The sequence below is a fragment of the Candidatus Woesearchaeota archaeon genome (genome assembly GCA_027858315.1).
Lineage (GTDB): Archaea > Nanobdellota > Nanobdellia > Woesearchaeales > UBA583 > UBA583.
On sequence record JAQICV010000054.1, the window covers coordinates 1 to 24026 of the forward strand.

The following is a 24026-nucleotide window of genomic DNA, read 5'->3' on the forward strand; positions in this document are numbered from 1 at the left end:
TTTTTAAATGATGCTAGAGTTAAATTTGAGTCTTCAAATTTACTACCTTTTAAATCTGATTTTTCAAAGTTTGATTTGGTTAGATTTGTTTTAAAAAAGTCACATTCAAATATCTGACAACTATTGAAATTTATATTATTTAGATCTAGATTAGAGAAAATACACATTGAAATAAATGAATCTTCAAAGTTGAATGAAATTAAAAATTCATTACATTTTGAGAAGTCTAAACCTAACATTTTACAATTTTTGAATTTTGTATCTTGAATCTTAGTATTTTCTAAATTTGTGTTTGAAAGGTTGCAGTTCTCAAAAATACAATCAATAAATTTAGAATTCTGAAAAGATTTATTTGAGAAATCAATATTGTTGAAAATTTCTTCATCAAATTCTTTGTTTTCGTATTCCATATTGATATGGATTAATTTTTGTTTATATTAGTTTGTTTGTTTTTTAAGAATTAGTGAAAATTAAATTTTTTCTAATTTTTTTAGAATGATTTTAAGTGGACAAAAATTTGTAAATCCAAATTGAAATAAATTTAGTCCTACAAACATTGTTACATATATCCAATTTGGATTATGAATTATGCTTAAAAGCGTAGAGATGAAGATAAAACTTCCTGCAATTATATTAATTTTATTTTCTATTTCCATTATTTCTTATTTTTATCTTCTTTATTTCCTTTTTTGTTGAATATTACTACAATTATTAATATTAATACTCCAATTGCACCAATATATAGATAATAGTTTGGAGCTTCTCCAGTTACATCAAATGATGCTCTTCTGTTGTAAGTGTAAATTGTATCATCACCTTCGTCAGTATCACCTTTTGATCTTAAGATTAATTTGAAATCATGAATTTTTATATCTGCATCTGAGTTTACTTTGAAGTTAAATATTGCAAGTCCGCTTTCTCCTGCTTCAAGTTCTCCGATGTAGTCTGAACGAACATCTAATTCGAATGGTTGTGAATTTTGTTTTAACATTCTTACATCAACACTCTCAGCACTTTGCTCTCCAGTGTTTTTAACCCAAACTTTTAATATACCATTTTGTCCAGCAAGACCTTCACCTTCAACTTTTTCAATTTCTAGATATGATCTTGGTTTAACTAATAGAGGAATTTTCCTATCTTTTGTGTAAGTATTATCATCTAAATCCATGTAATTGAAATTAAAATCTAAATCATATATCCCAGGTGCTATTTCATCTTCTAAGTTGATAAAGAAAATTACTTCTCTATTCTCTCCAGCATTTAATCTTCCAATCCATTGTCTGTTATTATCTGAATATGATGCGCCAGTATTTTCAGGTAAGTTTAATTGTATTTCGATAGATTTTGCATCTTTACTTCCAACATTCTCAATTAAAGTTTTAACTTCTACAAATTTATCTCCAGGTCTTACTTGAGCAGGGAGTGTATTTATCTTTGAAATTTCTAAGATGATTCCTTCTTTCTTTACATCCATTTCAAATTTTAGAGATCTTTCTGAATCTATTGCAACACCATTTTTATACCATTGACCTACAAGTTCAAATTGGTAGTTTGCAGATGGCGCATCTTGAGCAACTTTTACTCTAAAGACTTTATTGTATTTTTGCGCAGCGTATAGAGTACCATGCAAATCATCTCCTTGTGAATCTAAGATGGTAATATACTCCCTTGAGATATCATCATCTGGAGTAAGCGTTACTTTAAATGTATAATCATCATTTCCTATCATTGTATCATCAAGGAATGTGCTTGTATCTTCGAATTGAATAATAATGTCCACTTCGTCTCCAGCTGCAATAATTGCAGGGTCGTATTGAATATAATTTATGTTTAATGCAGCAAATGAAATTTGCATGAATAATAACATTGAAAATATTGTTAATATAATTTTATTTATTTTATCTTGTTTCATTTTGTCTTTACCTCTGTGTTTCTATCGTATAGATATATAATTGTTGGCAGCAAAAATATTGCTCCAATTAGTGTTGTGAATATTCCTATTGCAAGGATTATTCCTAGATTCTTCATTGCTGGTAATACTCCAAATAATAGAGCTAAAAATCCAGCAATTGTTGTTAAAGATGCTCCTAATAGGGCTCTTAATAATTCACTCATAACCTCAATTAAAGATTCTTTCTGAGCTTTTGTTTTTCTAAGTTCATAATAGCTAAAAACTTCTAGTATTCCAAAGTTGATTCCAAGTCCCATTATCATTGCTGCTGAAACCATTGAGACTACAGTTAGAGTAAGGCCTAAATAACCCACAATTCCCATTGTCCAAAGAAGAGCATTCATTACAATAATCATAGGCATCATTCCTCTACTTAATGAACCAAATGTTATGAAAACAATTATTGCAACAAAACTCATTGAAAATAGAGTGATTACTCCAAAGTCTTTCATTATGATATCAAATGTAACTTTATCGATTGCACTAAATCCTGTTATTTGAATTCTTGTTCCAGGATTCAAACTTTCTAGACTTTGAATATCGTCTTCGATTCCAACAATTGTTTCTTTTATTAATTTTGCAGATGAACCTGTGTTTGTTTGAATTTTTAATACAGTAAATGAATAATCTCTATTTACATATTGATTACTAAAGGGATTAACTTTAATACTCTCTTTAATCTCAATTTCGGAGTCAGGAATTATTCCATTGTGCATCTCTTTTACTATATCTTGAATTCCTTGAATTCTTATAACTGATTCTCTTGAGTCTATTTTTTGAGATAGTATATCAATATATTTTATATATCTTGCATTTCTAATATCATTTAGTGGTTCTTCTACATATACTATTAAATATATCATATCAGCACCAAATTCAGACCTCATAAGATTCATTGTTTTAATCTCATCAATTTCTTGAGGAAGAACTTTTTCTAAAGAAGGTTCTACATTGTCAACTAGTTTTAAAATACCTGGTGCTATTAATAGACCAAGTATTAAGAATACCCAAAGGATTTTCTTAGGATATTTTGTTTGCATATTAACAATTTGTTCTGCAATTTTTTCTAGTCCTTTTTTTTCCTTTCTTTGTTTCATTTTTTTACCTCGTATAAAAATGAAGAAATTTCAATAAAATTCCTTAACAAAGCAATACTATGTATTTTACTTTGTTTCATTTATTCTCCTCCAGATGAAATTCACCCTCAATTCCAAATTTGAATTTGGATTTTAAATAATAGACGAATCTTTCTTCAATTATTAGAAGAGCTGGTAGGCCAAATATTGAAAATACTAAAGAGTATCCAATTCCTATTGCCATTAATACTCCAAATTTACCCATCTCTGGCATAGCTCCAATTAAAAATGCAAGGAATGCTGAGATTGTAGTTAATGAAGTTACAGTTAATATCTTTCCAGTATGTGTTATTGCAAGTTCAACTGAATTTTTTATTGAATTTCCATTTTTTCTTTCATATTTAAATTTGTTTATTATATGAATTGAAAAATCAATTCCTATTCCAATTACCATTGCTGCAACTCCACCTGCAAGTGTTGATATAGGTAAGTTTGCATAACCCATAGTTCCGTATAGCCAATTGATACTTGTGTATACGACAATTATTGGGACAAGAGCACTGCTTAGAGATCTAAATATTATAACTGTAATTGTAAATACAAAAAATAATGAAATCCATTGTGTGTTTGTCCTATCTGCATTAATTAGTTCTCCTAATTTTTGTTGAATTATTGGAGTTCCAGTTAATTTAATTTCAGTTCCCCTTGGAGGTGGAACATCTGAGATTAGTTCTTTAATCTTTGATGATAAAAGATTCATTCTTGAATCATCTGCACTAATATCAGTTGTTACTATTATTATACTAATTGTTGAATCATCATTAATAAAATTTCTAAGTTGAGTTTTTATTGGCTGAGTATCAATTAAAGAATAATAGTTTTCATCATTTACAGAATTTTGTGAATAGAAATCAAGAATTTTTGAATAGGAATATGTTTCAATTACATCAGGTTCTCGTTCTACAAGTTTGGTTAGTTCGTTAGTATATTCGTAGACTTTTTTGTTTCTTATGTCCATGATTGAGTTTGGATCTGAAGAGTCTCGATTTGTTTGAATGACTATTGCAATCATATCTTGACCTAAATCATTGTCTCTTAATACATTAAATGCACTGATTTCTTCAACATCTTTAGGCATCATTTGTTCAAGAGATGCAACAGTTTTCACTTGAGAAACTCCTCCAAGTATCATTATACTTAGAACTAATATAATACCAACTGTTAAGTACGGATTTTCAACTTGAAAATGTGCAACTTTTTTCAACAGTTTTTCATAGATTTTAGCCATTTTTACTTTTTTGGTAGTAAGTACATAGATTCCTTTATTTATAAATGGTTTCAAATCATGAATTTAGAGTGGTTTGTCTCACACTTTTATGTGCTAGTTTTTAGAACTACTTCCTTTGAGTTTTAGATTTATTTTATTTTTAATTAGAAAACTCTTATAAAGTTTAAAGTTTATTTAATACTTATATGGAAGCTATTGTAAGATTAGGAAAGTATAAACATTTTAAAGGATTTATTTGTACTGTTATAGGTATTGGGAGACATTCTGAAACTATGGAGAAAATGGTTGTATACACACATGCAAATAATGATGGAGAGGATGAGATGTGGGTAAGACCTGTTACTATTTTTTTATCTAAAAAAAGAGTTGATGGTGAACTTGTTGATAGGTTTGTATATATTGGTGAATAAGATGAGTAAGTTTAATTTATTTTTATTTTTTATTTTTTTATTTGTTTTTTCTGCTTGTAGTGAAGTTGTTAAAATTACAAATTTTGATGATTGCTTAGCAGTTGGAAATCCCATTATGGAAACTTACCCAAGACAATGTAGCGTAGAAGGTGAGATTTTTGTTGAAGAATTTAATTTACAAAGAGAGTGTTTAAATAATGATGGAAGATGGATTGAAGAATTTAATGAATGTGAATTTATATCTATGGAGAAGTGTGAATTTTTAGGTGGGACATTTAATGAGTGTGGAAGTGCTTGTAGGAATAATCCTGAAGCGGAATTTTGTACTATGCAGTGCGTTCCGTATTGTTCTTTTGAATAATTAAATAATACACTCACTCATTATATTCGTTTATTACTATTTGAAATTGAAAATTACAAATAGATTTAAATAATATAACTTTTAATTCTTATTTATGGATAATTCTTTACATCTTAAAAAAATTGAGACTGAACTTAAATTAAGAGGTTTTTCTCCACAAACTATTAAGATGTATAAACTTTATAATAGACATTTTTTAGTATATATTGAAAAGGATCCTAAAGAAATTGTTGAAGATGATGTCAAATTGTATTTATCTGAAAAATTAGGTAAAGGTCTTTCTGCTAGGAGTATTGCACTTATTAAGTCTGCAATTGTATTTTATTATAATGAGATTTTAGGGAATAAATTTGAGATTAAAACGCCAAAAATTAAGAAGTCAGTTCCTATTGTCTTATCAAAGGAAGAACTTACAAAATTATTTGATTCAGTTGTAAATCGACAACATAAGCTGATTTTGAAATTATATTATTCTTCAGGGCTTCGTTTGTCTGAAGCTACTAGTCTTAGGAAAAAAGATTTAGATTTTAATGAGAATGTTATCTGGATTAGAGATGGTAAGGGTGGAAAAGATAGGATGTCTATATTATCAACTGGAATTTCCAAGGACTTAGCTGAATTTACGAAGTATAAGAAAGATAAAGATTTTGTCTTTGTGAATAAAAAGGGAGACCCACTTAGTCCTAGAAGTGTTCAAATGATTATTGAAAAGGCAAAACTTAAAGCTGATATTTCAAAAGAGGTTCATATTCATACATTAAGACATTCGTTTGCAACTCATTTACTCGAGGCTGGAGTTGATATTAGAAAAATTCAAGAATTACTAGGACATTCATCTCTTGAAACTACTCAAATTTATGCTCAGGTTTCATCAAAAGAACTAAAGAAAATTAAGAGTCCTCTAGATTAGCTCTCTTTAATTTTTTCAATCTATTCTTTTCAAGTTCTCTTTCTTTTTCAATTATTATTTTTCTTCTTTCACACTCTTTTATTTCAGCTTCATTTAGTTTATCTTTTTTTATTGTGTTATTTATTTCTTTTAATTGATTTGTTAGTGCGTCAATTTTTTTAGAATATGGTTCAACTTTTCTGCCAGGAGTTTTAGTGTAATTTATTTTTAATCCGAAAAGTGCTTTTTTATTAATTTTATAATTCATATTTATTTTTCTTTTTTTGTCTTTAAATAATTTTCTAATACTGAATTTGTTTAAATTTATATAACAACAAATCTTTTTAAAGATAAAAGATATTCTTTTAGTATAGTTAAAAATGGATCTATCTAAATTTGGTGTTGAGGTTAAGGATGATAAACCTAAGAGTATAGAGGACACTAATTTAGAGGTTGATTTTGATAAGATTAGAGTAGATTATTTTTCTAAAGATGAAGAAAGGTATTTACCTTGGTTTCTGAAATATCAGCTTAAAAATTTTGATGATATGATAGTTACTTCTGAGATTAAAAAGATTATTGATTTTATTGAAAAATTTAAACCTGGTAGAGGTCTCTTACTTTATGGTCCTGCTGGAAGTGGTAAAACTACTACTCTTAATTTGGTTGGAGAAAAATATGATTATGAAGTTTTTGAAGTTAATGCTTCTGATAGTCGTAATAAAAATTCTATTGATTCTAGTATTGGTGATGTAATTAAACAAAAATCTTTGTTTGGGAAAGAAAAGTTACTTTTAATTGATGAGGTTGATGGTGTTTCTGGAAGTAATGATAGAGGAGGTGTTGCAGAGATTGTTAAACATTTGAAAGCTTCTAGGTATCCAATGGTTTTTACTGCAAATGATATTGATTCGGACAAGATTAAAGCATTAAAGAAACAATGTTTAGTGGTTGATTTTGTTAATAATTCTAAAGAGCTTTTGGTTGGGATTGGTGAGAGAATATTGATTAGCGAGAATGTTTCTTATGATAAAAAAGAGTTAGAAGAGTTTGTTGATCTTCGTGAGACTTCAGATATTCGTGGTTTTATTAACGATATTCAAGCGAATGTGATTAATAAAAAATTTATATTGAATGATGATTTAGAAATTCGTGATTATAAGAAAAAGATAGAAGGTTTGATGGATAAAATTTATTTTTCATATCCTGAAGATAGTGTTAGAAGTACTTTTAATTCTGATGTTAATTTAGATGATTTATTTTTATATTTGGAAGAAAATACGCCTAATGTTTATGCAAAGGGAGCGCTTATTCAAGCATTTAATGAGATTGCGAAAGCTGATGTTTTTAGAGGAAGAATTATGAAATGGCAGTATTGGAGATTTTTAGTTTATGTTAATTTCTATTTGACATTTGGAGTTTCTACTTGTAAGGGTTCTCCTAAGAAAAGTATTTACAAAAAAAATCAAAGAATACTTAAGAAATGGATTTATGGGAATCAAGTAAATGCTCTTCGTGGGAGAACAAAAATTGAGAAGAAGAATGATGTGCCTTTAAGGTTTATTGAAAAACTTTCAAAGCTTTATTCTTGTTCAGTTGTTAGATGTAGAAAAAGGGATTTGTTTTATTTTGCAATGCAGTATCAAAATGATAAGGAGTTTGCAAAAGCAATGGATGAGAAGTTAGAAATTGATGATGCAACTAGAAAAGCTTTGAGAAGTTTGTGATCACAAAATTTAAAATTATGTCAAATTTTTATTTACTTTTTTTCTATATAAAAGAATATATTTATAATAAATAAACGCTCATGATTTATATGAAGAAAGAATCCAAATTTTTAGAATGTGGCGATTTTGAAAAAAAATCAGAATCTAGAATTATAATTAAGGATCCGTTGTACAAACAAATTTTTGTTGAACCTGAGCATAAGAAGTATCTGGATTTGAAAGAGTTTCAGAGATTGCGTCATATTAAACAGACAACTTTTGTTGATTTTGTTTATCCTTCTGCGAATCATACAAGATTTTCACATTGTTTAGGAGTCTATCATTTGATGAAGAAAGTTTTTGAAAATAAACTTATGAAAATTTCTGATAAGGAGAAAGAATTGTTAATACTTGCTGCTCTTTTTCATGATTTAGGGCATGGTCCTTTTTCTCATTTTTGGGAGAGAGCTTTTCCTCATTTTAATCATGAAAAAACTACTCGTGAGATTTTGATAAATTTAGGTTTGAGTGATGTTGCTAAGTTACTTGAAGGTAAGAGTCCTTATTATTATTTGATTTCTTCTTCTATTGATGTTGATAAATTAGATTATATGGCTAGAGATTCATATTTTGCAGGAGTTAGTTATGGTGTTGCAGAGGTTGATTTCATTATTGAACATATGTATATTAAAGATGGGAAACTTGTAATTAAACCTTCCGCACTTTCTTCTGTTGAGGATTTGATTACACAAAGAGTTAATCTCTTTAAGACAGTCTATTTGCATAAATTTGCTGTCGAGTATGAATTCTTGTTTATGAAAATTTTTGATAGAGTACGTGAACTTTTAAAGGATAAAATTGATATTAAAGTGAATAAACATCTTCTTGCTTTCTTTGATAAAAAGAATACTCTAGAGAATTTGCAGGCATTAAATGATGTAGTAATTATTGCTCAAGTTTTTGAATGGGCTGAACATTCGGATAGAATATTGAGTGATTTGTGTTCGATGTATGTTAATAGAGGAAAATTCAAGGTTGTTAGTATGAATTATAATAAAATCAATATTAATAAAATTAAGAAAGAAGTTGCAAAGAGGTATGATATTAATTATTATTTTAGTGAATTTAGTTTCCCAATTAATATTGTTCAAACTGATATTTATGTAGACTTCGGAGATAAGATTAAAAGAATTGATGAGGTTTCTGATTTGATTAAATTTTACAAGAAGCAGAATTGGAAAGTTGATTTTGTAATTTATCCTAGAGATGTAGAGGTATAATGTTTTATCTATTTAAAAATTTTCTACCTTGTATTTCTGGAAGTATGCATCCAAAAAGATACTCTACTCCTTGCATTTTGCTTAATCCTTTTATATGATGTTGAATTGGGAAACCCATTTTTGATGCAATATTTGTATGTCCAACAATTGGACATTTTCTATAAACTCCATCATTGTATATTTTTTTTAATAATGAATTTGGTCCATTACCACTATACTCATGTAATTCAGTAATTCCATCCATAAATGACGATATTGGTAAACTTCTGGATTGTCTTCCGCCTATTTTTTTGATAAGTTTCTTTATATCTTCTGGGTTTGCTCTTTGAGAATTATCTCTTTGAGTTAAAAAACCTGTAGTAGATACTGCATAAGTAGTTTTGTCAAGATCAAATCCTTTTCTTCCTAATTGTTTTGAATCATAATCTTTTAGCCAAAGATCCAAGTTGCTCCAATCATCAAATTGATCCTTATTCCATCTTAATGTAAAATTTAGTTCTTCTAAAATATGGATTAATGATTTATTATCATATTGTTTTAATGCTTTTCCCCAATCTTTTGAAAAAAATTGTCTTGCCGCATATAGACTTATTTCTAAATCTTCTGCAGTATTCAAATCAATCTCACCATTTTCATTTGGAGTTCCATTGATGTTAATTTTTGTTCTTATTTTTGATCTAACAAATGGAGCTAGACCATTACTTTCTACAACATCACTAACTCCACTTGCCAAAGTTATTCCTCTGTTGCCATTTTCTCTGGTTGCATTGTACATAACAACTAGGGGAAGATTACTATATTGTGACCAAATTGGTTTTGTTAATTCTACAGCTTTTTCAACTTCAGGAGATACTTGCATATCGATTCCTGTAAATTTTGTTTTGTCTTCTCTATATTGACTAAAACCATACATTCTCTCTTCAGGTCTATTTGTGAAACTTATTCCTACTTTCATATTTTATTCTAATTTTAAACATTTATATATTTTACTCTTTCTTAGTGGAGAAAGTATTCTTATTTAATACCAAGATTTATTAATTCTAAACTTTAGTTATAGATATGAAAAAAATATTGATTCTATGCACAGTTTTGCTTGTATTTGTTTTTGTAGGATGTTCTCAAACTGAAGAAGTTAAAGTTCCACTTGATTGTGGAGAACATTTAAATGAAGAGACTTGGAAGAATGATTGTAATACTTGTTCTTGTATAGATGGTGAAATTATGTGTACTGAGATTGCTTGCGCAGATAATTCCGATTTAGAAGATTTTAATTTAATTGATGATATTAAATTTAATACTGGACTTGAAACTTATGAGAAAGAGTGGCTTTCATATTTAGAAGTTAAGTATCCAAATTCCAAGATTTATTATATTAGAACAAATTTATTTAATTGTGAAGATTGTTATGAATTGAGTTATAAGAAGGATAGGGAAGTTATTAAGATTAAAGTTTTGGATGGTGATAAGCAATCAGAGAATTTAGTGCAAGATGATATTGCAACTGAAATTGAAAATGGGAATGTTTGTAAATTGTTTTCAGGTTCATGGAATGAGTGTCCTGCATTATGTTCTACTGATGAAGAGTCTTGTAAAACTGAATGTGGTTTTCCTGTTTGTGAGTTTGATTACAATACTATTGTACTTCAAAAAGTAGGTGATGAGTGTGGTGGATTAGATAAGGGTGATTGTGAATTTGGACTTAAATGTTTTTATGCGTCACAAGATGATGATTATGGAGTTTGTCAAGAGAAATAATATTAGAAATTTCAAATAATCTTGAAATGAAGACATTTCTAAGCCTTTGCGGGCTATTTATATACTCACAAAGTTTTATAAAAAATATATTCTATACTTATTTTATAATAGTATTGGGTGATTAAAATGGATAATAAAGTTAAATTAAATGTTGCCGAGACTTATCATGAAGATATTGGTCGTGGAATAGTAAGAGTTGAACCTGATATTTTAGATAGGTTAGGTATTTCTAATGGTGATTATTTGTTAATTAGAGGTAAATCTGAGACTATAGCAAAAGCTATGGGCTGTAATTCTGAAGACTTTGGTTTGAATTTAATTAGGATGGATTCTTCTTTGAGAAGTAATGTAGGAGTTGGACTTGGTGATGATGTTGATGTTGCTAGAGTTTCAGTTGTTGAAGCAAAGAGTATTGAGATTTCTCCTACAGAAGAAGTTAAATTTACAGGTGACCCTAGCAAGATTTTTTTAGAGAAGATGGTTGGGAAGCCTCTTGTTAAAGGAAATGTTTTATATTTTAATATTATGGGTACAACACTACATTATGTTGTAACTAAAACTTCTCCTAAAAAGTATGTTAGAATTACTGGAAAGACTAAATTGAATATTTCGGATAAAGTTGTTAAGCCAGGAGATTTGAAAGTTCCTACTGTTACTTATGATGATATTGGAGGATTAAAGGAAGAAGTTTCTGCTATTCGTGAAATGATTGAGATTCCTATGAAACATCCTGAAGTTTTTGAGAGAATTGGTATTTCTCCTCCTAAAGGAGTTTTGCTTTATGGTCCTCCTGGAACTGGAAAGACTTTACTTGCAAAGGCTCTTGCTTATGAACTTGATGCTCATTTTAAAGTTATTAATGGACCTGAGATTATGAGTAAGTTTTATGGCGAGTCTGAGAAGCATTTAAGGGATATTTTTGATGAGGCTGAAAAGAACTCTCCAGCAATCATTTTCATTGATGAGATTGACTCAATTGCGCCTAATAGAGATAATGTTACTGGTGAAGCTGAGAGAAGAATTGTTTCTCAGATGCTTACACTTATGGATGGACTTAAAGGGAGAGGTAATGTTGTAGTTATTGCTGCAACTAATAGACAAAATTCAATTGATCCAGCTTTGAGGAGACCTGGTAGATTTGATAGGGAGATTGCAATTAATCCACCTAATAGAGAAGGTAGGAGACAGATTTTAGATGTTCATGCTAGAGGAATGCCACTTGTTAAGAAAGAAGATGTTTCTAGAGAAGGTAAAATATTTGATACTGATATTGTTGATTTAGATAAGATTTCAGAAGTGACTCATGGTTTTACAGGAGCAGATTTAGAAGTTTTGACTAAAGAAGCTGCAATGAAAGCTCTTAAGACTTGGATTCCTGATTTGATTAAGACAGAGCATCAAATACCAACTAATGTTTTAGAGAGTATTAAAATTAAGATGTCTCATTTTAATGAAGCTTTGAATAAGGTTGAGCCTTCGGCAATGAGAGAAGTTTTAATTAGAAAACCTAATGTTAAATGGGATAGTATTGGAGGTCTTGAAGATGCTAAGAGAGATTTGAAAGAAATGGTTGAGATGCCTCTAAGAGAACCTGAAGTTTTTAGAGAAGCAGGAATTAAAGCGCCAAAAGGGATTTTGTTGTCAGGTCCATCTGGTACTGGAAAGACTTTACTTGCAAAAGCTGTTGCAACTGAGAGCGAAGCTAATTTTATTAGTGTTAAAGGTCCTGAATTAGTTTCTAAATGGGTTGGTGAATCTGAAAAAGCAGTTAGAGAGATTTTTAAGAAGGCAAAACAAGTTGCGCCTTGCGTAATATTTTTTGATGAGTTTGATAGTATTGCATCAGCAAGAGGAGGTTCAAATAATGATTCTGCAGATAAAATTGTAAATCAATTATTAACTGAACTTGATGGTATTGAAGAATTAACAGGTGTTTCAATTATTGCTGCAACTAATAGAGCAGATTTGATTGATGATGCTTTAAAAAGACCTGGAAGGTTAGATTCAATTATTGAGATTGGACTTCCTGATGAAAAAACAAGAGAGGCGATTTTTAAAATTCATACTAAGAATATGCCTTTATTTAAAGATGTTAAGATTATTGAACTTGCAAAATTAACTGATAAATTTAGTGGAGCTGAAATTGAAGGAGTTTGTCAGAAAGCAGGATTGTTTGCGATTCGTGAGAGAAAATCTAAAGAAGAAAGAATTGATGTTTTTAATAAATATTTTGATTTAGCAATTAAAGAGATTAAAAGTAGGAAGAATTAAGTTTTTAAATTTAGATTTATTTTTATTTTTATGTTATTTAATTTTGAAACAGGTTTTAAAGAATCTACAAAGTTTACTTTGGAGGATTTTTTTGGAGTTCAAAGTGAAAGAATTCAATTAATTATTAATATACCTACTTATTTATATAATTCTTCCGATAATCGTGATTTTAATTGGAAGTCAATTCCTATTTTATGTATTGCTAATAATTTTGGAGGCGATAAAGGAGAATCTCAAATTTATGACCCTAGTACTAATTTAAGATATAATTATAGTTATGAGAATGGTTTATTTTTGAAAGGAGAGGGAAATCTATTAAAAATCGATGATTCTAAAAAATATTTTTATTCAGGTAGAGTTTACGAGATTTTAGAATTTTTGAAGAGATAATTAATTTTTAAGAAGATCCACTTCTTTTATAATTGATTAAAAATAAATTCATTTTATCTGAAATTTTTAATTTTTGATTTTCGTCGTTGATATCTAAAATAATTTTTATCTTCTCTTTTTGTTCATTATTAATTTTTTGTTCTAAATCTTTTTCAATATTTTCAATTACTTCGTTAAAGTTTTCATATTTATGAAAAATTTCATATGGGATTATGTCGTTTAATATTATATTTTTTGTGGCAGTAAGATAATAGTAAGTTCTTTCTATTAATTCTTCTTCATCTTTTGCTACTTGATAATACACTTCACCTAATTTTGAATGGTAATATGGTTCAATAACTAATATCATTGAATTTGACCTTAGTAGTGGAAGTATGTTGTTTAGTGATTCTTTAGCATTTAAATGATGAAGAGATAGAGAGTAGATTACGATGTCAAAGAAGTTTTTTGGAAAATCGGGATTTTCTCCATTATCTACTTTGAATCTTACATTCTTAATATTGAGATTTTTTGCTTTTTCTATTTCTTTTTCATCATTGTCTATTGCATATATTTTTTTTGCGTGAGGGGCAATTTGTTTTGTAATTCTTCCATCACCGCAGCCTATTTCTAAAACAATTTGATTTTCAAAATCTAATGTTTCTAAAATAGTTTTAATTTCTATTTTCTCTAAGTCTGATTCCATTTGAATTTTTTATTTTTATTCGTTCTCTTCTGGTTTTACTAATTCTGGATATTTTTTTTCAAGAAATATAGTTTGTTCTCTTTTGCATTCTGCTATTATTTCTAGGAATAATTGTCTTGTGAATCCTTCTCTTATTCCCATTTCTGCTGATTTAGCAATAACTCTATCATTTGTTTTGTCATCATATCTTATACGATTTAATTCTAATTTATTGTCGTGTTGATATTTACCTAGTTTTTTTACCATTAAATATCTTCTTTTTATTAAAATTAGAATTTCATAGTCAATTTCAGTAATTTGTTTATCATAATTTTCTAACATATTGCTTTCCATAAAATTTCTTAAATTTTCAAGGTTTTTAAACTTTTGTAAAACATGATAAAAATATTAATTTTTGGAGTGTATTATTTTAATTTTTTAAATTCAACTAAAACAAAACTATTTAAAAGTATTTTACATTTTATATATTATGAGTAATTCAAATCAAATTTGGGTAGATAAATACAGACCACAAACTTTCAATGAGATTGTAGGTCAAGAGTATTTTGTTTCCAGAATTAAGGCATTTTTAGAGTCTAAGAATATGCCACATTTACTTTTCGCAGGTGCTCCTGGGACTGGTAAGACTACAACTGCACTTGTTGTTGCAAGAGAACTTTATGGTAAAGGTGGTGTTAGAGGTAATTTTTTAGAACTGAATGCTTCAGATGATAGAGGAATTGATGTCATCCGTAATCAAATTAAAGAATTTGCAAAGCTTAAGTCGCTCGCCCAAGTTCCTTATAAAATTATTTGTTTAGATGAGGCTGATTCTTTAACAAAAGATGCGCAGCAAGCATTAAGGCGAACAATGGAAAAATACAGTGCATCTTGTAGATTTATTTTAGCTTGTAATGAGATCTCAAAAATACTTGATCCAATTCAGTCTAGGTGTGTTATATTTAAATTCAAACCTTTGAAGAATGATGCTTTATTCTCACTTTTAGAAAAGGTTGCAAAGGATGAAGGTTTAACTATTGAAGAAGATGCAAAAGATTTGTTACTTAAAATTTCTGAAGGTGATGTTAGAAAACTTTTGAATACATTACAGTCATCATCTTCAATTAATAAAATCATATCTACTAAATTGTTAGATGAGGTATTAGAGTTTGTTAATCCTGATGAAGTAATTGAGATGGTTAATTTTGCAATTAATGGTGATTTTTTTAAAGCAAGAGATGTGATGATAAAATTAAAAACTATTCGAGGTCTTACTGCTCTTGAAATTTTAAAAGAGATTTACAAGCAAGTAATTAATTTAGATATTGAACCTAAAACTAAAGTTAAATTTGTTGATAGGATTGCAACAGTTGAGTTTAGAATTGTTGAAGGGAGTGATGAAGAGTTGCAACTTGAAGCAATGCTTGCAATGATGAGTTTGCTTAATTAATTTTTATTTTTCTTTAATAAATAATTTTGTACTTATCTTTATATTTTTGATTTTATAAATTAATTCTGACAATTTACTTATGGATGAGAAATTAATTATTCCGATTAGTTTAATGAATATAAAATAAAAGCTTAAGAATGCAATTAATATAAAATCTACTGCATGTTTCTTGAAAAATTGTTTTCTAGTTGATTGTTTGGCGTATTCTCTTAATAATTCGAATACAAAGATTAGTAGAATGAAGTTTGAAAATCCATGTAGTGTGTGTGAGATTATAGGGTTCAAATTAATTATATAATCTATAATTAATGTTGTTATAGTTGTAATTATTGCAGCAATAACTAAAAAATTTAAAATTTTATCAAATATTGTTTGATGTAAATATTTATGATATAATCTTCTTGTTTTTGAATCGTTAAATACTATTTCAGAATAACCATATTTTTTATAGTTTTTTCTCATTAAGAAATGTTTTGTGCTTATCTTTTAAAAAATATTGTTGTTATTAAAGATTAGTATATTGAGTTATTTCTGGTTTTCTAAGTAAATTTAATTGATTAATTATTAATGTTTTAGGGCCTGGACTCAAATAAGTTTTTAAAAATTCTTGTTCTTGTTTTGTTATTTTTTCTCCAAGTTTTTTCACATTTTTTACTGTTACCCATTTGTTGTAGTTTTCATTTACTTCTGTTTTTCTATCATATCTTTCATTAATATTATTTCCAATTCCAATTATTTTTATTCCCTTAAATCTAAATAATGCTTCTTGTTCAGTCTTTTTATTATGTTCCATTAGTTTACTTATACTTCCAGTAATTTCTCTATCTTTTACATCCATGATATATAATATATTTTGTAAATTAATAGTTTCAGAATCAAATCCTGATTCTAAACCTTCTTTAGAAATTTTATGAACTGAATCTATAAATATTGTTTCTAATCTTTTAATTGGATTAAGACTATTTTTGTAGTATGTAAGATGAGGATATGTTTGAATTATATCTTTTAAGAACCATTCAGTTGGACTTTTATTTTTAATTTTGGTTAAATTTTGAACTCTTTTATCTAAAGAATTAAATTTTAGAGTAGAATAGATAAATTCTTCATTTGTTCTAATTAGGATAGGTCTTTCATAAAATTCTAGAGTTTTATTCATTGTATATTATAATTTAGATATATAAATGTTTATAAATGTTACTTTAAAGTAGTTATTTTAATATTCTCATTAGTTATATAAATATTCGAATTTTAGTTTTATTTATGATGGGGGAACTTAAAGAACTTTTAGTTAAGGAAATTTTAGATACTAAAATTCTAAGAGGCCTTGATAAAAATTATGTTAGTTCTAAATTAGATAAATTTATTTTAACTTATGGTGATGTTTTTAAGAAATTAAGATTGCAAGTTGAGAAGAAAGGTACTATTGGAATTGAAAAAAATAAATATTTTAAAGAAATTGTAAAAAGAGTAAGGTCAGAATTAAATATTATTTATGGGAGTTTTTTATCAAATGATTTTTTTAAGAAAAAGATAGATTCAGATGTTGATGATTTACTTCAATTGCATAAATCAACGAAGGAGAGATTTGAATTTTATGATGAAATTTATTCTAATATATTTAGGTGGTATGTGCAGTCTAAATCCAAAGATTTTCAGGAGTCATCAGAACAATTTCAGAAGACTCCTAAGAAAATTGCAGATTTGGCTTGTGGTCTTAATCCTTTAAGTTATTTTTTTGTTAAGGAGTATTTTGATGATGTTGAGTATTTCTCTTCAGATTTGAGTAATTTTGATATGGGTTTTGTTCAGGAGTTTTTTGATAAGAATAAAATAAATGGAGTTGCAAGAGCATATGATATTACAGATATGAAAATTTTTGAAGATTCAGACTTTTTGGAATCTGATTTAGTATTTTTGTTTAAAGCACTTGATAGTTTTGAAGAAGTTAGAAAGAATATTTCAAAAGAGATTTTAGAAAAAATTCCTGCTAAACATATTGTAGTATCATTTCCAACTAGGTCTTTACAATCTAAGAGAGAGTTTAAAATTGAGAAGAGAAATTGGTTGTTTAATTTTTTGAATAAAAAAGGGTGGGAATATGAACAATTTGAAGTTGATAATGAATTATTTATTTTGATAAGTAAAAATTAAACTTCAAATTTTTGAAGCTTTGTATAAACAAAGTTTTGAACGAATGAAATGAGTGATAGAATTGATAATTACAATAGGAGTAATTATTTATGGTTGATTTTTTTTCTTTTCTTTTCCACTAAGTTGTCCACAAGCACCGGAGATATCATCTCCCATAGATCTTCTTATTGCGCATTCAATTCCTTCATTTTCTAGTGTTTCCTTGAATTTTTTTACTATTTCTAAAGTTGGTTTTTCAAATTTAGCGAATTCATGAGGATTGTATACTAAAAGATTTACAAATGCAAGTTTTCCTCTTAGAAGTTGTGCCAATTCTTTTGCATTTGATATTTGGTCATTTATATCTTTGATTAGTACATATTCAAATGTTACTCTTTTATTTGTTTTGGTTGTGAAATTATCTGTTGCTTCTATTAATTCTTTTAGGGAATATTTATCATTAATTGGCATAAGCATTGATCTTAGTTTTTCATTTGCTGCATGAAGTGATATTGCCAGTCTTACTTGAAGTCCTAATTTGGTAAATTCATAAATTTGTGGGATTATTCCTGCAGTTGAGACAGTTATATGTCTAGCTCCAATATTGAAATACTTTTCATCATTGAAAATTTTGATACTTTCAACTACATTTTCATAATTTAAGAATGGTTCTCCCATTCCCATGTATACTACATTTGTTATTCTTTCATCATTTTTTTTTAATAATTTAGATACAAATATTGCTTGCTGAACTATTTCTTCAGTTGTTAAGTTTCTTTTGTATTGATTAGCTCCAGTTGCGCAAAATGTGCATCCTAGAGCGCAAAAAATTTGCGATGATACGCATAGAGTTCTTCTACCATCTTTGTGATACATTAGAACGCTCTCAATAAAATTATTATCTTTTGTTTTTAGTAAGAATTTTGTAGTGTCTTTTGCATCATGAGTATGAATTAATTCTAATGAGTGTAATTCACAATTTTTTTCTAGTTCTTCTCTTAGATGTTTAGGGAATACAGTAATCTCATCAAAGGAAGAAATAAATTGCTTAAATATTGCATTTTCGAATTGTTTAGATCGAAATTTAGGTATTTTTTTCTCTTCAAAATAAGTTTTTATATTTTCGTACATAGTATTTAGAATAGAAATTTGTTTTTAAATATTTATACTATCACTTACTTTGTGCGTTCGGTACAATCAAAAATAATAAAATTATTTTTGGTCATGTTTTAATTAAATAAAAACATAAATTTGAAGTTAGAACTTCAAATAGAAATAAAAATATTTTATATTTTTAATCGATTTAATTTAGAAATTAAATAGCTTTATAAAATTAGATAATTATTTTCTAACCTTATCCATCATGTTATCAAGTTTTAATTTTCGTTTTGTTTCTTCGCTTACTTCTTCCATGATAAGTTTTGTTAGAATCTCTAATTTTTGTTCAATTGATGATAATTTGGAGTCCATTAGTGTTACTCTACTTTCTATAGAGTCTAATTTTGCTTTAGTTATATCATTGTGAAGGTTTTGAGTGTTAGAATTTTGATTATTATTATTATAATCTTGTTGTTGGTTTTCTTGTGGAGTATTTAATTGTGTGTTCATATATGGATTACTGAATTGTTGTTGCGCTTGAGTGTTTCCATTTTTCAAATATTCTTCTTCATTGAAAGAATTTTCATGAGAATTAGTTTGAGAAGGTATAGAGTTTGGTATTTCACTAGGATTATTTTGTTGAGTAGTTTCAAGACTAGGATTTGTTGGGAAGGGCGATTGCATCAATTCTTCATTATTTGGAGTACTATCTCCTAAAGAAGGAAGTTCGTAATCATCTAGCTTGAATTCATTCTCTTTTTTTTTGAAAGGGTTAAACATAGATAAAATATAATTTGTTTTTATTAATAGATTTATTTTAACTATAAAATAGAAAAAGGAAGTTGATTAGAAGTTTTATTCTTTTAATTTACAATTAACTCCAACATCAAAACTAATTTTAGCTCCTTCGATTCCAAAGTTTTTAATTTCAAGATTTTCTAAGGTATAGTTTTTATTTATTTTTATATTTCTTTTTATTATATCTGGGAGTCTTCTTTCTAATTCTTCTCTAGTTATTAATTGGTTGTTGATGTTGATTTTTTTACATGAATTACAGTATTTCAAATTTAGAGGTGTTATTTCTTGAATTGGAGGACTATCTTCACTTATACATTTACTGCATAATCCTTCAAATAGAGTATCAACTTTAGCTCCACATTCATAACAGGTTTTTTTAAACATATATATTAGAAAGGTTATGTTTTTTATAAATATTAGTTTTAATATACTTTTCATTATTTCTCCTTTAAAGTTACATCATAATTTTATATTAATATTATATGATTTTTATTATATAGTATGAATGAGAAAGACTTATTTATGAAGAGTTTTGAAGATAAATTGAAAAAACAGCTTGATGATAAAACTTTAGATAGTTTGTCTGGTAGTTCTAATTTTGATTCAGAGAATTCTATTGATTATGAAAAGTTTAGAACAGAGTCTTTACCGTCTTCAATTAATTTTTATGAAAAGTTTTGTGATTTTTCTGAGAGTATAATTTCAATTGCTCCTGATAAGAAGTCTGAAGAGAAGATTTCTGAGGCTTTGTTTTCTGCTCATTTAAATTGTACTCCTAATGGAGTTATGAGTAGTGCAATTTTATATCCTTTACTTCTTATACTTTTAGGTTTGGGAGTTTATTTAGTTAATTCTACTTTTGGAATTGGAATTGTTTTGATAGCATTATCTTCTTATTTTATTTTGCTTAAAATTCCTAGTCTTTTAGCAAAGAGGATGAGGGCTAAAGCTAATGATCAGATAATTATTGCTATATTTTATATTGTAGCGTTTATGAGGTTTAATTCTAATTTTGAGTTAGCAATTAATTTTGCTGCTAATTATTTGAATGCACCACTTTCCCTTGATTTTAAGAGACTTTTATGGGATTTAGAAAATTCAAAGTACCCAAATATTAAAACTGCGATGGATCATTATCTTGAAGCTTGGAGGGATGAGAATTTGGAATTTTTAGAGTCTATATATTTAATTGAGAGTTCACTGTATGAATCAGATTCTCTTAGAAGAATTACTCTTTTGGAGAAAGCTTTAGATATTATTTTACAAGGCAATTATGAAAAAATGCTTCATTTTGCTCAAGAACTTAGAGGTAAAGTTACTTCTTTTAATATGCTTGGAGTAGTGCTTCCTATTTTGGGTTTGATTATTTTACCTCTTGCTGCATCTATGGGGAATCCTAAAGGAGTTTGGCAGATTGTAGTTATTCTTTATGATATTATTATTCCAATTCTTGTAGGATATTATGGTTTTTTAATTATATTTAATAGACCTTCATCAGTTAATTCAATTAAACCTCCTAAGAATTTGAAAGGACTTGCACAAATGCAAAAGGCGAAAATTAAAATTGGGAAAGATAAGTATGTCTATGTTTCTCCTAAGATTCCTGCGTTGATGATATTTGTTGTTTTTATGTTTATAGGACTTTCACCGATAATTTTTCATGGTTTTGGGATTGATACTGTTCTAAATGATAAACTTGGTTTAATGATTACTGATTCATCATCACCTTTTTCGTATTTTCAAGAGTATAAAACTATTGATGTTGATGGTGGAGATTCGTATGTTTATGGTCCTTATGGTATTTTTCCTGGAATTTTAAGTTTATTTTTCCCACTTTCTTTTGCTTTTAGTATTGGGTATTATATGAGGTTTAAGTATCAGAATTTGATTCATCTTCGTGATAAAACAAGAAAATTGGAAGAACAGTTCCCTTCAGCAACTTTTCAATTGGGTAATCGTATTAATGAAGGAATTTCTGCTGAACTTTCGTTTGGTGCTGTAGCTGAGACTATGAAAGGGACAGAGGCTGGAGTTTTTTTCTCAATAATTGATTCTAATATTAAATTTGAAGGTATGAGTGTTGAGAGAGCTATTTTTGATGAAGATAAAGGTGCAATTATTGAATATCCTTCTGATTTGGTTATTAGTTCAATGAAGATATTGGTTCATGCTATTGAAAAAGGTCCAGAAATTACTGCAAAAACTTTGATTGATTTATCTAGATATTTAAGTGAGATTCATATGTCTGCAGAGAGGATGAAAGATTTACTTGCAGAGAGTATTTCTAGTATGAAAGCGCAATTAGCTTTTTTAGCTCCTGTTATTTCAGGTATTGTTATTGCAATTGTTTCGCTAGTTACGATGATTATGGGAACACTTAGTACTGCAACAGCGGCTTTAGAGATTGAATCGAGTGCAGGGGGGGCTGCGGGATTGGGTAATTTACTTGGCGAGGGAATACCTACCTATTTATTTCAAGCATCAGTTGGTTTTTACATAGTTGCATTAATTATTATTTTGGTTTATATGGTTGTTAATCTTGAAAATGGTGAAGATAGTATTTTGCTTAAGTATCAAATGGGTGAGAAATTGATTGGTGGAATGGTGAAGTATTCAATTGTAGTAGCACTTGGAATTATTGGCTTTGGGTATGTAGGGTGGCAAGTTTTAGGCTCTATTGTATAAATTAGAATTTCTAAGTTTATCTTTTTTAATGTCTTGATTTAGAGCATTTTTGGCGTATTTGCGAAATCTTTATAAAACCCCTTCAGTTCTTTTTTATTAAATATGTTATGATTTTGTAACATAAATTACAATCAATTAAATTAAAAATGGCAAGTAATAAAGAACACTTTAATGTTGTATTCATCGGTCATGTAGACCATGGTAAATCAACTACAGTAGGAAGGATGCTTTTTGACGGTGGAGCTGTTTCAGAGCAAGAAATGAGGAAGTTTAAAGAGAAAGCTGCAGAGAATGGTAAAGCAGGTTTTGAATTTGCGTATGTTATGGATAACTTAAAAGAAGAACAAGAGAGAGGAGTTACTATCGATCTTGCTCATAAAAAGTTTGAGACTGACAAGTATGAATATACAATTATTGATGCTCCAGGCCACGCAGACTTTATTAAAAACATGATTACAGGTGTATCACAAGCTGATGCAGGTGTTTTAGTTGTAGCTGCAACTGATGGAGTAAATGAGCAAACTAAAGAGCATGCTTATTTATCCAAAACTTTTGGTATTGATCAATTAATAGTAGCTGTTAACAAAATGGATATGGTTAAATATGATGAAGCTAGATTCAAAGAAGTACAAACTGAATTAGAGACTTTATTAAAACCTCTTGGATTCAAATCAATTAGATTTGTACCTATTGCTTCTCTTATGGGAGACAATGTAGTTAAAAAATCTGATAATATGGCTTGGTGGACTGGTGAAACTTTACTTCAAATGCTTGATGGATTTGAAACTGGAGAAAAACCAACAAGTTTACCTTTAAGAATGCCTCTGCAAGATGTTTACTCAATTAAAGGAGTAGGTTTAGTTCCTGTAGGAAGAGTTGAAACTGGTATTTTGAAATCAGGTATGAAAATTGTAGCAGTTCCAGGTAAAAAAGGTACTGGTATGGTTGGTGAAGTTAAAGATGTTGAAATGCACCACGAGAAAGTTGCGCAAGCACCTCCTGGTTTCAATGTTGGATTTTCAGCTAAAGGTTATGTTAAAGGTGACTTAGCTAAAGGTGATGTAGTTGGTCCAGTTGATGCTCCTCCTTCATTAGTTAGTGAATTTACAGGACAAGTTCTTGTATTAAATCATCCTAGTGTAATTACAGTTGGATACTCTCCTGTATTTCATATTCACACTGCACAAGTTTCTTGTAGAGTTTTACAAATTGTGAAGAGATTAAATGGTGACATGGCTGAGAACCCAGATTTTATTAAAAATGGTGATGCTGCAATTGTTAAATTTATTCCACTAAAACCAGTAGTAATTGAAACAAGAGATACTATCCCTCAATTAGCAAGATTTGCAATTAGAGATTCAGGTAAAACTGTTGCTGCAGGCCAATGTATGGAAACTGTTAAGAAGGAGTTAAAATTTTAAATACTCTTTCATTAGTTTATTTATATATATAAAAAATGAGTAGTTCAGCAAGAATTAAGCTAGTTGGAGACAATATTGATAGAATTAATGAATTTGTTAATGAAATTAAAGATGTTGTTGAAAAATTAGGTGTAGGTATTAGAGGACCTATTCCAATGCCAACTAAAAAATTAAAAATCACAACTAGAAAATCTCCTGATGGTGAGGGTAAAGCTTCATTTGAGAGATTTCAAATGAGAATTCATAAAAGAGTAATCGATTTAGAAATTAATGAGAGAGTTCTTAGAAAAATTATGAAGATTCAAATCCCTAAAGGGGTTAACATTGAAATTAAATTAATTTAATTTTGATTCTTTTTCTTATTTTATTATTAATATGATATTTATTCTGATGAGTTTGGCTT

Annotated in this window: 27 protein-coding genes; 13 read left to right on the forward strand and 14 right to left on the reverse strand. The window is 28.1% G+C overall.

All coding sequences use genetic code 11. The annotated features are described in order from the left end of the window. The 5 genes from PF569_04770 to PF569_04790 form a co-directional block, all read right to left on the reverse strand. A partial coding sequence (locus tag PF569_04770; GenBank protein ID MDA3855546.1) for a pentapeptide repeat-containing protein occupies positions 1-410 on the reverse strand: 410 nt, incomplete at its 3' end. A gap of 60 nt (positions 411-470) precedes the next feature. After that, positions 471-656 carry a DUF2892 domain-containing protein gene (locus tag PF569_04775; protein MDA3855547.1) on the reverse strand — a complete coding sequence of 62 codons (186 nt, stop codon included), beginning with the start codon at positions 654-656 and terminating at the stop codon, positions 471-473. Beyond that, on the reverse strand, positions 656-1912 hold the full coding sequence (locus tag PF569_04780; protein MDA3855548.1) for a hypothetical protein: 1257 nt from the start codon (positions 1910-1912) through the stop codon (positions 656-658). The genes PF569_04775 and PF569_04780 overlap by 1 nt, the downstream gene beginning before the upstream one ends. Then, positions 1909-3048: an MMPL family transporter gene (locus PF569_04785; protein ID MDA3855549.1), complete on the reverse strand. Its 1140-nt coding sequence runs from the start codon at positions 3046-3048 to the stop codon at positions 1909-1911. Before PF569_04785 ends, PF569_04780 begins: the two co-directional genes overlap by 4 nt. Before the next feature lie 76 nt (positions 3049-3124). Beyond that, positions 3125-4315 carry an MMPL family transporter gene (locus PF569_04790; protein ID MDA3855550.1) on the reverse strand — a complete coding sequence of 397 codons (1191 nt, stop codon included), beginning with the start codon at positions 4313-4315 and terminating at the stop codon, positions 3125-3127. A gap of 185 nt (positions 4316-4500) precedes the next feature. Between PF569_04790 and PF569_04795 the strand changes: the two genes are divergently transcribed. From PF569_04795 to PF569_04805, 3 genes are all read left to right on the forward strand, one after another. Beyond that, positions 4501-4725: a DUF1653 domain-containing protein gene (locus tag PF569_04795; GenBank protein ID MDA3855551.1), complete on the forward strand. Its 225-nt coding sequence runs from the start codon at positions 4501-4503 to the stop codon at positions 4723-4725. Between the two features lies 1 nt (position 4726). Next, positions 4727-5086: a hypothetical protein gene (locus tag PF569_04800; GenBank protein MDA3855552.1), complete on the forward strand. Its 360-nt coding sequence runs from the start codon at positions 4727-4729 to the stop codon at positions 5084-5086. Between the two features lie 94 nt (positions 5087-5180). Further along, positions 5181-5996, forward strand: coding sequence for a tyrosine-type recombinase/integrase (locus tag PF569_04805; GenBank protein ID MDA3855553.1), 816 nt, complete (start codon positions 5181-5183; stop codon positions 5994-5996). Here the strand turns inward: PF569_04805 and PF569_04810 are convergent. Continuing rightward, positions 5977-6243: a hypothetical protein gene (locus tag PF569_04810; protein ID MDA3855554.1), complete on the reverse strand. Its 267-nt coding sequence runs from the start codon at positions 6241-6243 to the stop codon at positions 5977-5979. The two genes, PF569_04805 and PF569_04810, sit on opposite strands and share 20 nt — an antisense overlap. A gap of 112 nt (positions 6244-6355) precedes the next feature. Here PF569_04810 and PF569_04815 point away from each other — a divergent pair, with 112 nt between their 5' ends. Continuing rightward, the gene (locus PF569_04815) at positions 6356-7702 is read left to right on the forward strand and encodes an AAA family ATPase (GenBank protein ID MDA3855555.1); all 1347 of its coding nucleotides are present in this window, start codon (positions 6356-6358) and stop codon (positions 7700-7702) included. An 89-nt stretch (positions 7703-7791) separates the two neighbouring features. Next, positions 7792-8961, forward strand: coding sequence for an HD domain-containing protein (locus PF569_04820; GenBank protein ID MDA3855556.1), 1170 nt, complete (start codon positions 7792-7794; stop codon positions 8959-8961). Positions 8962-8965: 4 nt separating this feature from the next. Here PF569_04820 and PF569_04825 read toward each other — a convergent pair whose 3' ends face one another. Further along, positions 8966-9916 (reverse strand): hypothetical protein, encoded by a 951-nt coding sequence (locus PF569_04825; protein MDA3855557.1) that lies wholly within the window; start codon positions 9914-9916, stop codon positions 8966-8968. Between the two features lie 104 nt (positions 9917-10020). Here PF569_04825 and PF569_04830 point away from each other — a divergent pair, with 104 nt between their 5' ends. The 3 genes from PF569_04830 (at position 10021) to PF569_04840 (ending at position 13377) form a co-directional block, all read left to right on the forward strand. After that, on the forward strand, positions 10021-10716 hold the full coding sequence (locus PF569_04830; protein ID MDA3855558.1) for a hypothetical protein: 696 nt from the start codon (positions 10021-10023) through the stop codon (positions 10714-10716). Between the two features lie 126 nt (positions 10717-10842). Next, positions 10843-12987, forward strand: a complete 2145-nt coding sequence (locus PF569_04835; protein ID MDA3855559.1) for a CDC48 family AAA ATPase — start codon at positions 10843-10845, stop codon at positions 12985-12987. A 30-nt stretch (positions 12988-13017) separates the two neighbouring features. Then, positions 13018-13377: a hypothetical protein gene (locus tag PF569_04840; GenBank protein ID MDA3855560.1), complete on the forward strand. Its 360-nt coding sequence runs from the start codon at positions 13018-13020 to the stop codon at positions 13375-13377. 7 nt (positions 13378-13384) lie between these two features. Here PF569_04840 and PF569_04845 read toward each other — a convergent pair whose 3' ends face one another. Further along, entirely contained in the window at positions 13385-14062 is a 678-nt protein-coding gene (locus PF569_04845; protein ID MDA3855561.1) for a class I SAM-dependent methyltransferase, read from the reverse strand. Positions 14063-14077: 15 nt separating this feature from the next. Next, positions 14078-14395 (reverse strand): chorismate mutase, encoded by a 318-nt coding sequence (locus PF569_04850; protein MDA3855562.1) that lies wholly within the window; start codon positions 14393-14395, stop codon positions 14078-14080. A 136-nt stretch (positions 14396-14531) separates the two neighbouring features. Here PF569_04850 and PF569_04855 point away from each other — a divergent pair, with 136 nt between their 5' ends. Further along, positions 14532-15491, forward strand: a complete 960-nt coding sequence (locus PF569_04855) for a replication factor C small subunit (protein MDA3855563.1) — start codon at positions 14532-14534, stop codon at positions 15489-15491. 3 nt (positions 15492-15494) lie between these two features. Here PF569_04855 and PF569_04860 read toward each other — a convergent pair whose 3' ends face one another. Continuing rightward, the gene (locus PF569_04860; GenBank protein ID MDA3855564.1) at positions 15495-15953 is read right to left on the reverse strand and encodes a hypothetical protein; all 459 of its coding nucleotides are present in this window, start codon (positions 15951-15953) and stop codon (positions 15495-15497) included. 43 nt (positions 15954-15996) lie between these two features. After that, complete coding sequence (locus PF569_04865; GenBank protein MDA3855565.1) at positions 15997-16647, reverse strand: hypothetical protein; 651 nt, start codon at positions 16645-16647, stop codon at positions 15997-15999. 104 nt (positions 16648-16751) lie between these two features. Between PF569_04865 and PF569_04870 the strand changes: the two genes are divergently transcribed. Next, entirely contained in the window at positions 16752-17642 is an 891-nt protein-coding gene (locus tag PF569_04870) for a hypothetical protein (protein MDA3855566.1), read from the forward strand. Between the two features lie 87 nt (positions 17643-17729). Here PF569_04870 and rlmN read toward each other — a convergent pair whose 3' ends face one another. The 3 genes from rlmN to PF569_04885 form a co-directional block, all read right to left on the reverse strand. Continuing rightward, positions 17730-18764: a 23S rRNA (adenine(2503)-C(2))-methyltransferase RlmN gene (gene rlmN, locus PF569_04875; GenBank protein ID MDA3855567.1), complete on the reverse strand. Its 1035-nt coding sequence runs from the start codon at positions 18762-18764 to the stop codon at positions 17730-17732. A gap of 198 nt (positions 18765-18962) precedes the next feature. Beyond that, entirely contained in the window at positions 18963-19499 is a 537-nt protein-coding gene (locus tag PF569_04880; protein ID MDA3855568.1) for a hypothetical protein, read from the reverse strand. 75 nt (positions 19500-19574) lie between these two features. Continuing rightward, positions 19575-19901 carry an NMD3-related protein gene (locus tag PF569_04885; GenBank protein ID MDA3855569.1) on the reverse strand — a complete coding sequence of 109 codons (327 nt, stop codon included), beginning with the start codon at positions 19899-19901 and terminating at the stop codon, positions 19575-19577. A 117-nt stretch (positions 19902-20018) separates the two neighbouring features. Here PF569_04885 and PF569_04890 point away from each other — a divergent pair, with 117 nt between their 5' ends. The 3 genes from PF569_04890 to rpsJ all read left to right on the forward strand — a co-directional run bounded on the left by PF569_04890 (position 20019) and on the right by rpsJ (position 23967). Beyond that, complete coding sequence (locus PF569_04890) at positions 20019-22202, forward strand: hypothetical protein (protein MDA3855570.1); 2184 nt, start codon at positions 20019-20021, stop codon at positions 22200-22202. A gap of 146 nt (positions 22203-22348) precedes the next feature. Then, the gene (tuf, locus tag PF569_04895) at positions 22349-23623 is read left to right on the forward strand and encodes a translation elongation factor EF-1 subunit alpha (GenBank protein ID MDA3855571.1); all 1275 of its coding nucleotides are present in this window, start codon (positions 22349-22351) and stop codon (positions 23621-23623) included. Between the two features lie 35 nt (positions 23624-23658). Then, on the forward strand, positions 23659-23967 hold the full coding sequence (gene rpsJ, locus PF569_04900) for a 30S ribosomal protein S10 (protein MDA3855572.1): 309 nt from the start codon (positions 23659-23661) through the stop codon (positions 23965-23967). The last annotated feature ends 59 nt before the right edge of the window (positions 23968-24026 follow it).

Bases quoted from the DNA above. Each gene is read 5' to 3' on its own strand.
- PF569_04790 (MDA3855550.1), bottom strand. From the start codon at position 4,315: ATGGCTAAAATCTATGAAAAACTGTTGAAAAAAGTTGCACATTTTCAA.
- PF569_04825 (MDA3855557.1), bottom strand. From the start codon at position 9,916: ATGAAAGTAGGAATAAGTTTCACAAATAGACCTGAAGAGAGAATGTAT.
- PF569_04775 (MDA3855547.1), bottom strand. From the start codon at position 656: ATGGAAATAGAAAATAAAATTAATATAATTGCAGGAAGTTTTATCTTC.
- PF569_04835 (MDA3855559.1), top strand. From the start codon at position 10,843: ATGGATAATAAAGTTAAATTAAATGTTGCCGAGACTTATCATGAAGAT.
- PF569_04780 (MDA3855548.1), bottom strand. From the start codon at position 1,912: ATGAAACAAGATAAAATAAATAAAATTATATTAACAATATTTTCAATG.
- PF569_04815 (MDA3855555.1), top strand. From the start codon at position 6,356: ATGGATCTATCTAAATTTGGTGTTGAGGTTAAGGATGATAAACCTAAG.
- rpsJ (MDA3855572.1), top strand. From the start codon at position 23,659: ATGAGTAGTTCAGCAAGAATTAAGCTAGTTGGAGACAATATTGATAGA.
- PF569_04865 (MDA3855565.1), bottom strand. From the start codon at position 16,647: ATGAATAAAACTCTAGAATTTTATGAAAGACCTATCCTAATTAGAACA.
- PF569_04805 (MDA3855553.1), top strand. From the start codon at position 5,181: ATGGATAATTCTTTACATCTTAAAAAAATTGAGACTGAACTTAAATTA.
- PF569_04870 (MDA3855566.1), top strand. From the start codon at position 16,752: ATGATGGGGGAACTTAAAGAACTTTTAGTTAAGGAAATTTTAGATACT.
- PF569_04860 (MDA3855564.1), bottom strand. From the start codon at position 15,953: ATGAGAAAAAACTATAAAAAATATGGTTATTCTGAAATAGTATTTAAC.
- PF569_04820 (MDA3855556.1), top strand. From the start codon at position 7,792: ATGAAGAAAGAATCCAAATTTTTAGAATGTGGCGATTTTGAAAAAAAA.
- PF569_04890 (MDA3855570.1), top strand. From the start codon at position 20,019: ATGAATGAGAAAGACTTATTTATGAAGAGTTTTGAAGATAAATTGAAA.
- PF569_04785 (MDA3855549.1), bottom strand. From the start codon at position 3,048: ATGAAACAAAGAAAGGAAAAAAAAGGACTAGAAAAAATTGCAGAACAA.
- PF569_04840 (MDA3855560.1), top strand. From the start codon at position 13,018: ATGTTATTTAATTTTGAAACAGGTTTTAAAGAATCTACAAAGTTTACT.
- PF569_04800 (MDA3855552.1), top strand. From the start codon at position 4,727: ATGAGTAAGTTTAATTTATTTTTATTTTTTATTTTTTTATTTGTTTTT.
- tuf (MDA3855571.1), top strand. From the start codon at position 22,349: ATGGCAAGTAATAAAGAACACTTTAATGTTGTATTCATCGGTCATGTA.
- PF569_04795 (MDA3855551.1), top strand. From the start codon at position 4,501: ATGGAAGCTATTGTAAGATTAGGAAAGTATAAACATTTTAAAGGATTT.
- PF569_04810 (MDA3855554.1), bottom strand. From the start codon at position 6,243: ATGAATTATAAAATTAATAAAAAAGCACTTTTCGGATTAAAAATAAAT.
- PF569_04855 (MDA3855563.1), top strand. From the start codon at position 14,532: ATGAGTAATTCAAATCAAATTTGGGTAGATAAATACAGACCACAAACT.
- PF569_04830 (MDA3855558.1), top strand. From the start codon at position 10,021: ATGAAAAAAATATTGATTCTATGCACAGTTTTGCTTGTATTTGTTTTT.
- PF569_04845 (MDA3855561.1), bottom strand. From the start codon at position 14,062: ATGGAATCAGACTTAGAGAAAATAGAAATTAAAACTATTTTAGAAACA.
- PF569_04885 (MDA3855569.1), bottom strand. From the start codon at position 19,901: ATGTTTAAAAAAACCTGTTATGAATGTGGAGCTAAAGTTGATACTCTA.
- PF569_04850 (MDA3855562.1), bottom strand. From the start codon at position 14,395: ATGGAAAGCAATATGTTAGAAAATTATGATAAACAAATTACTGAAATT.
- PF569_04880 (MDA3855568.1), bottom strand. From the start codon at position 19,499: ATGTTTAACCCTTTCAAAAAAAAAGAGAATGAATTCAAGCTAGATGAT.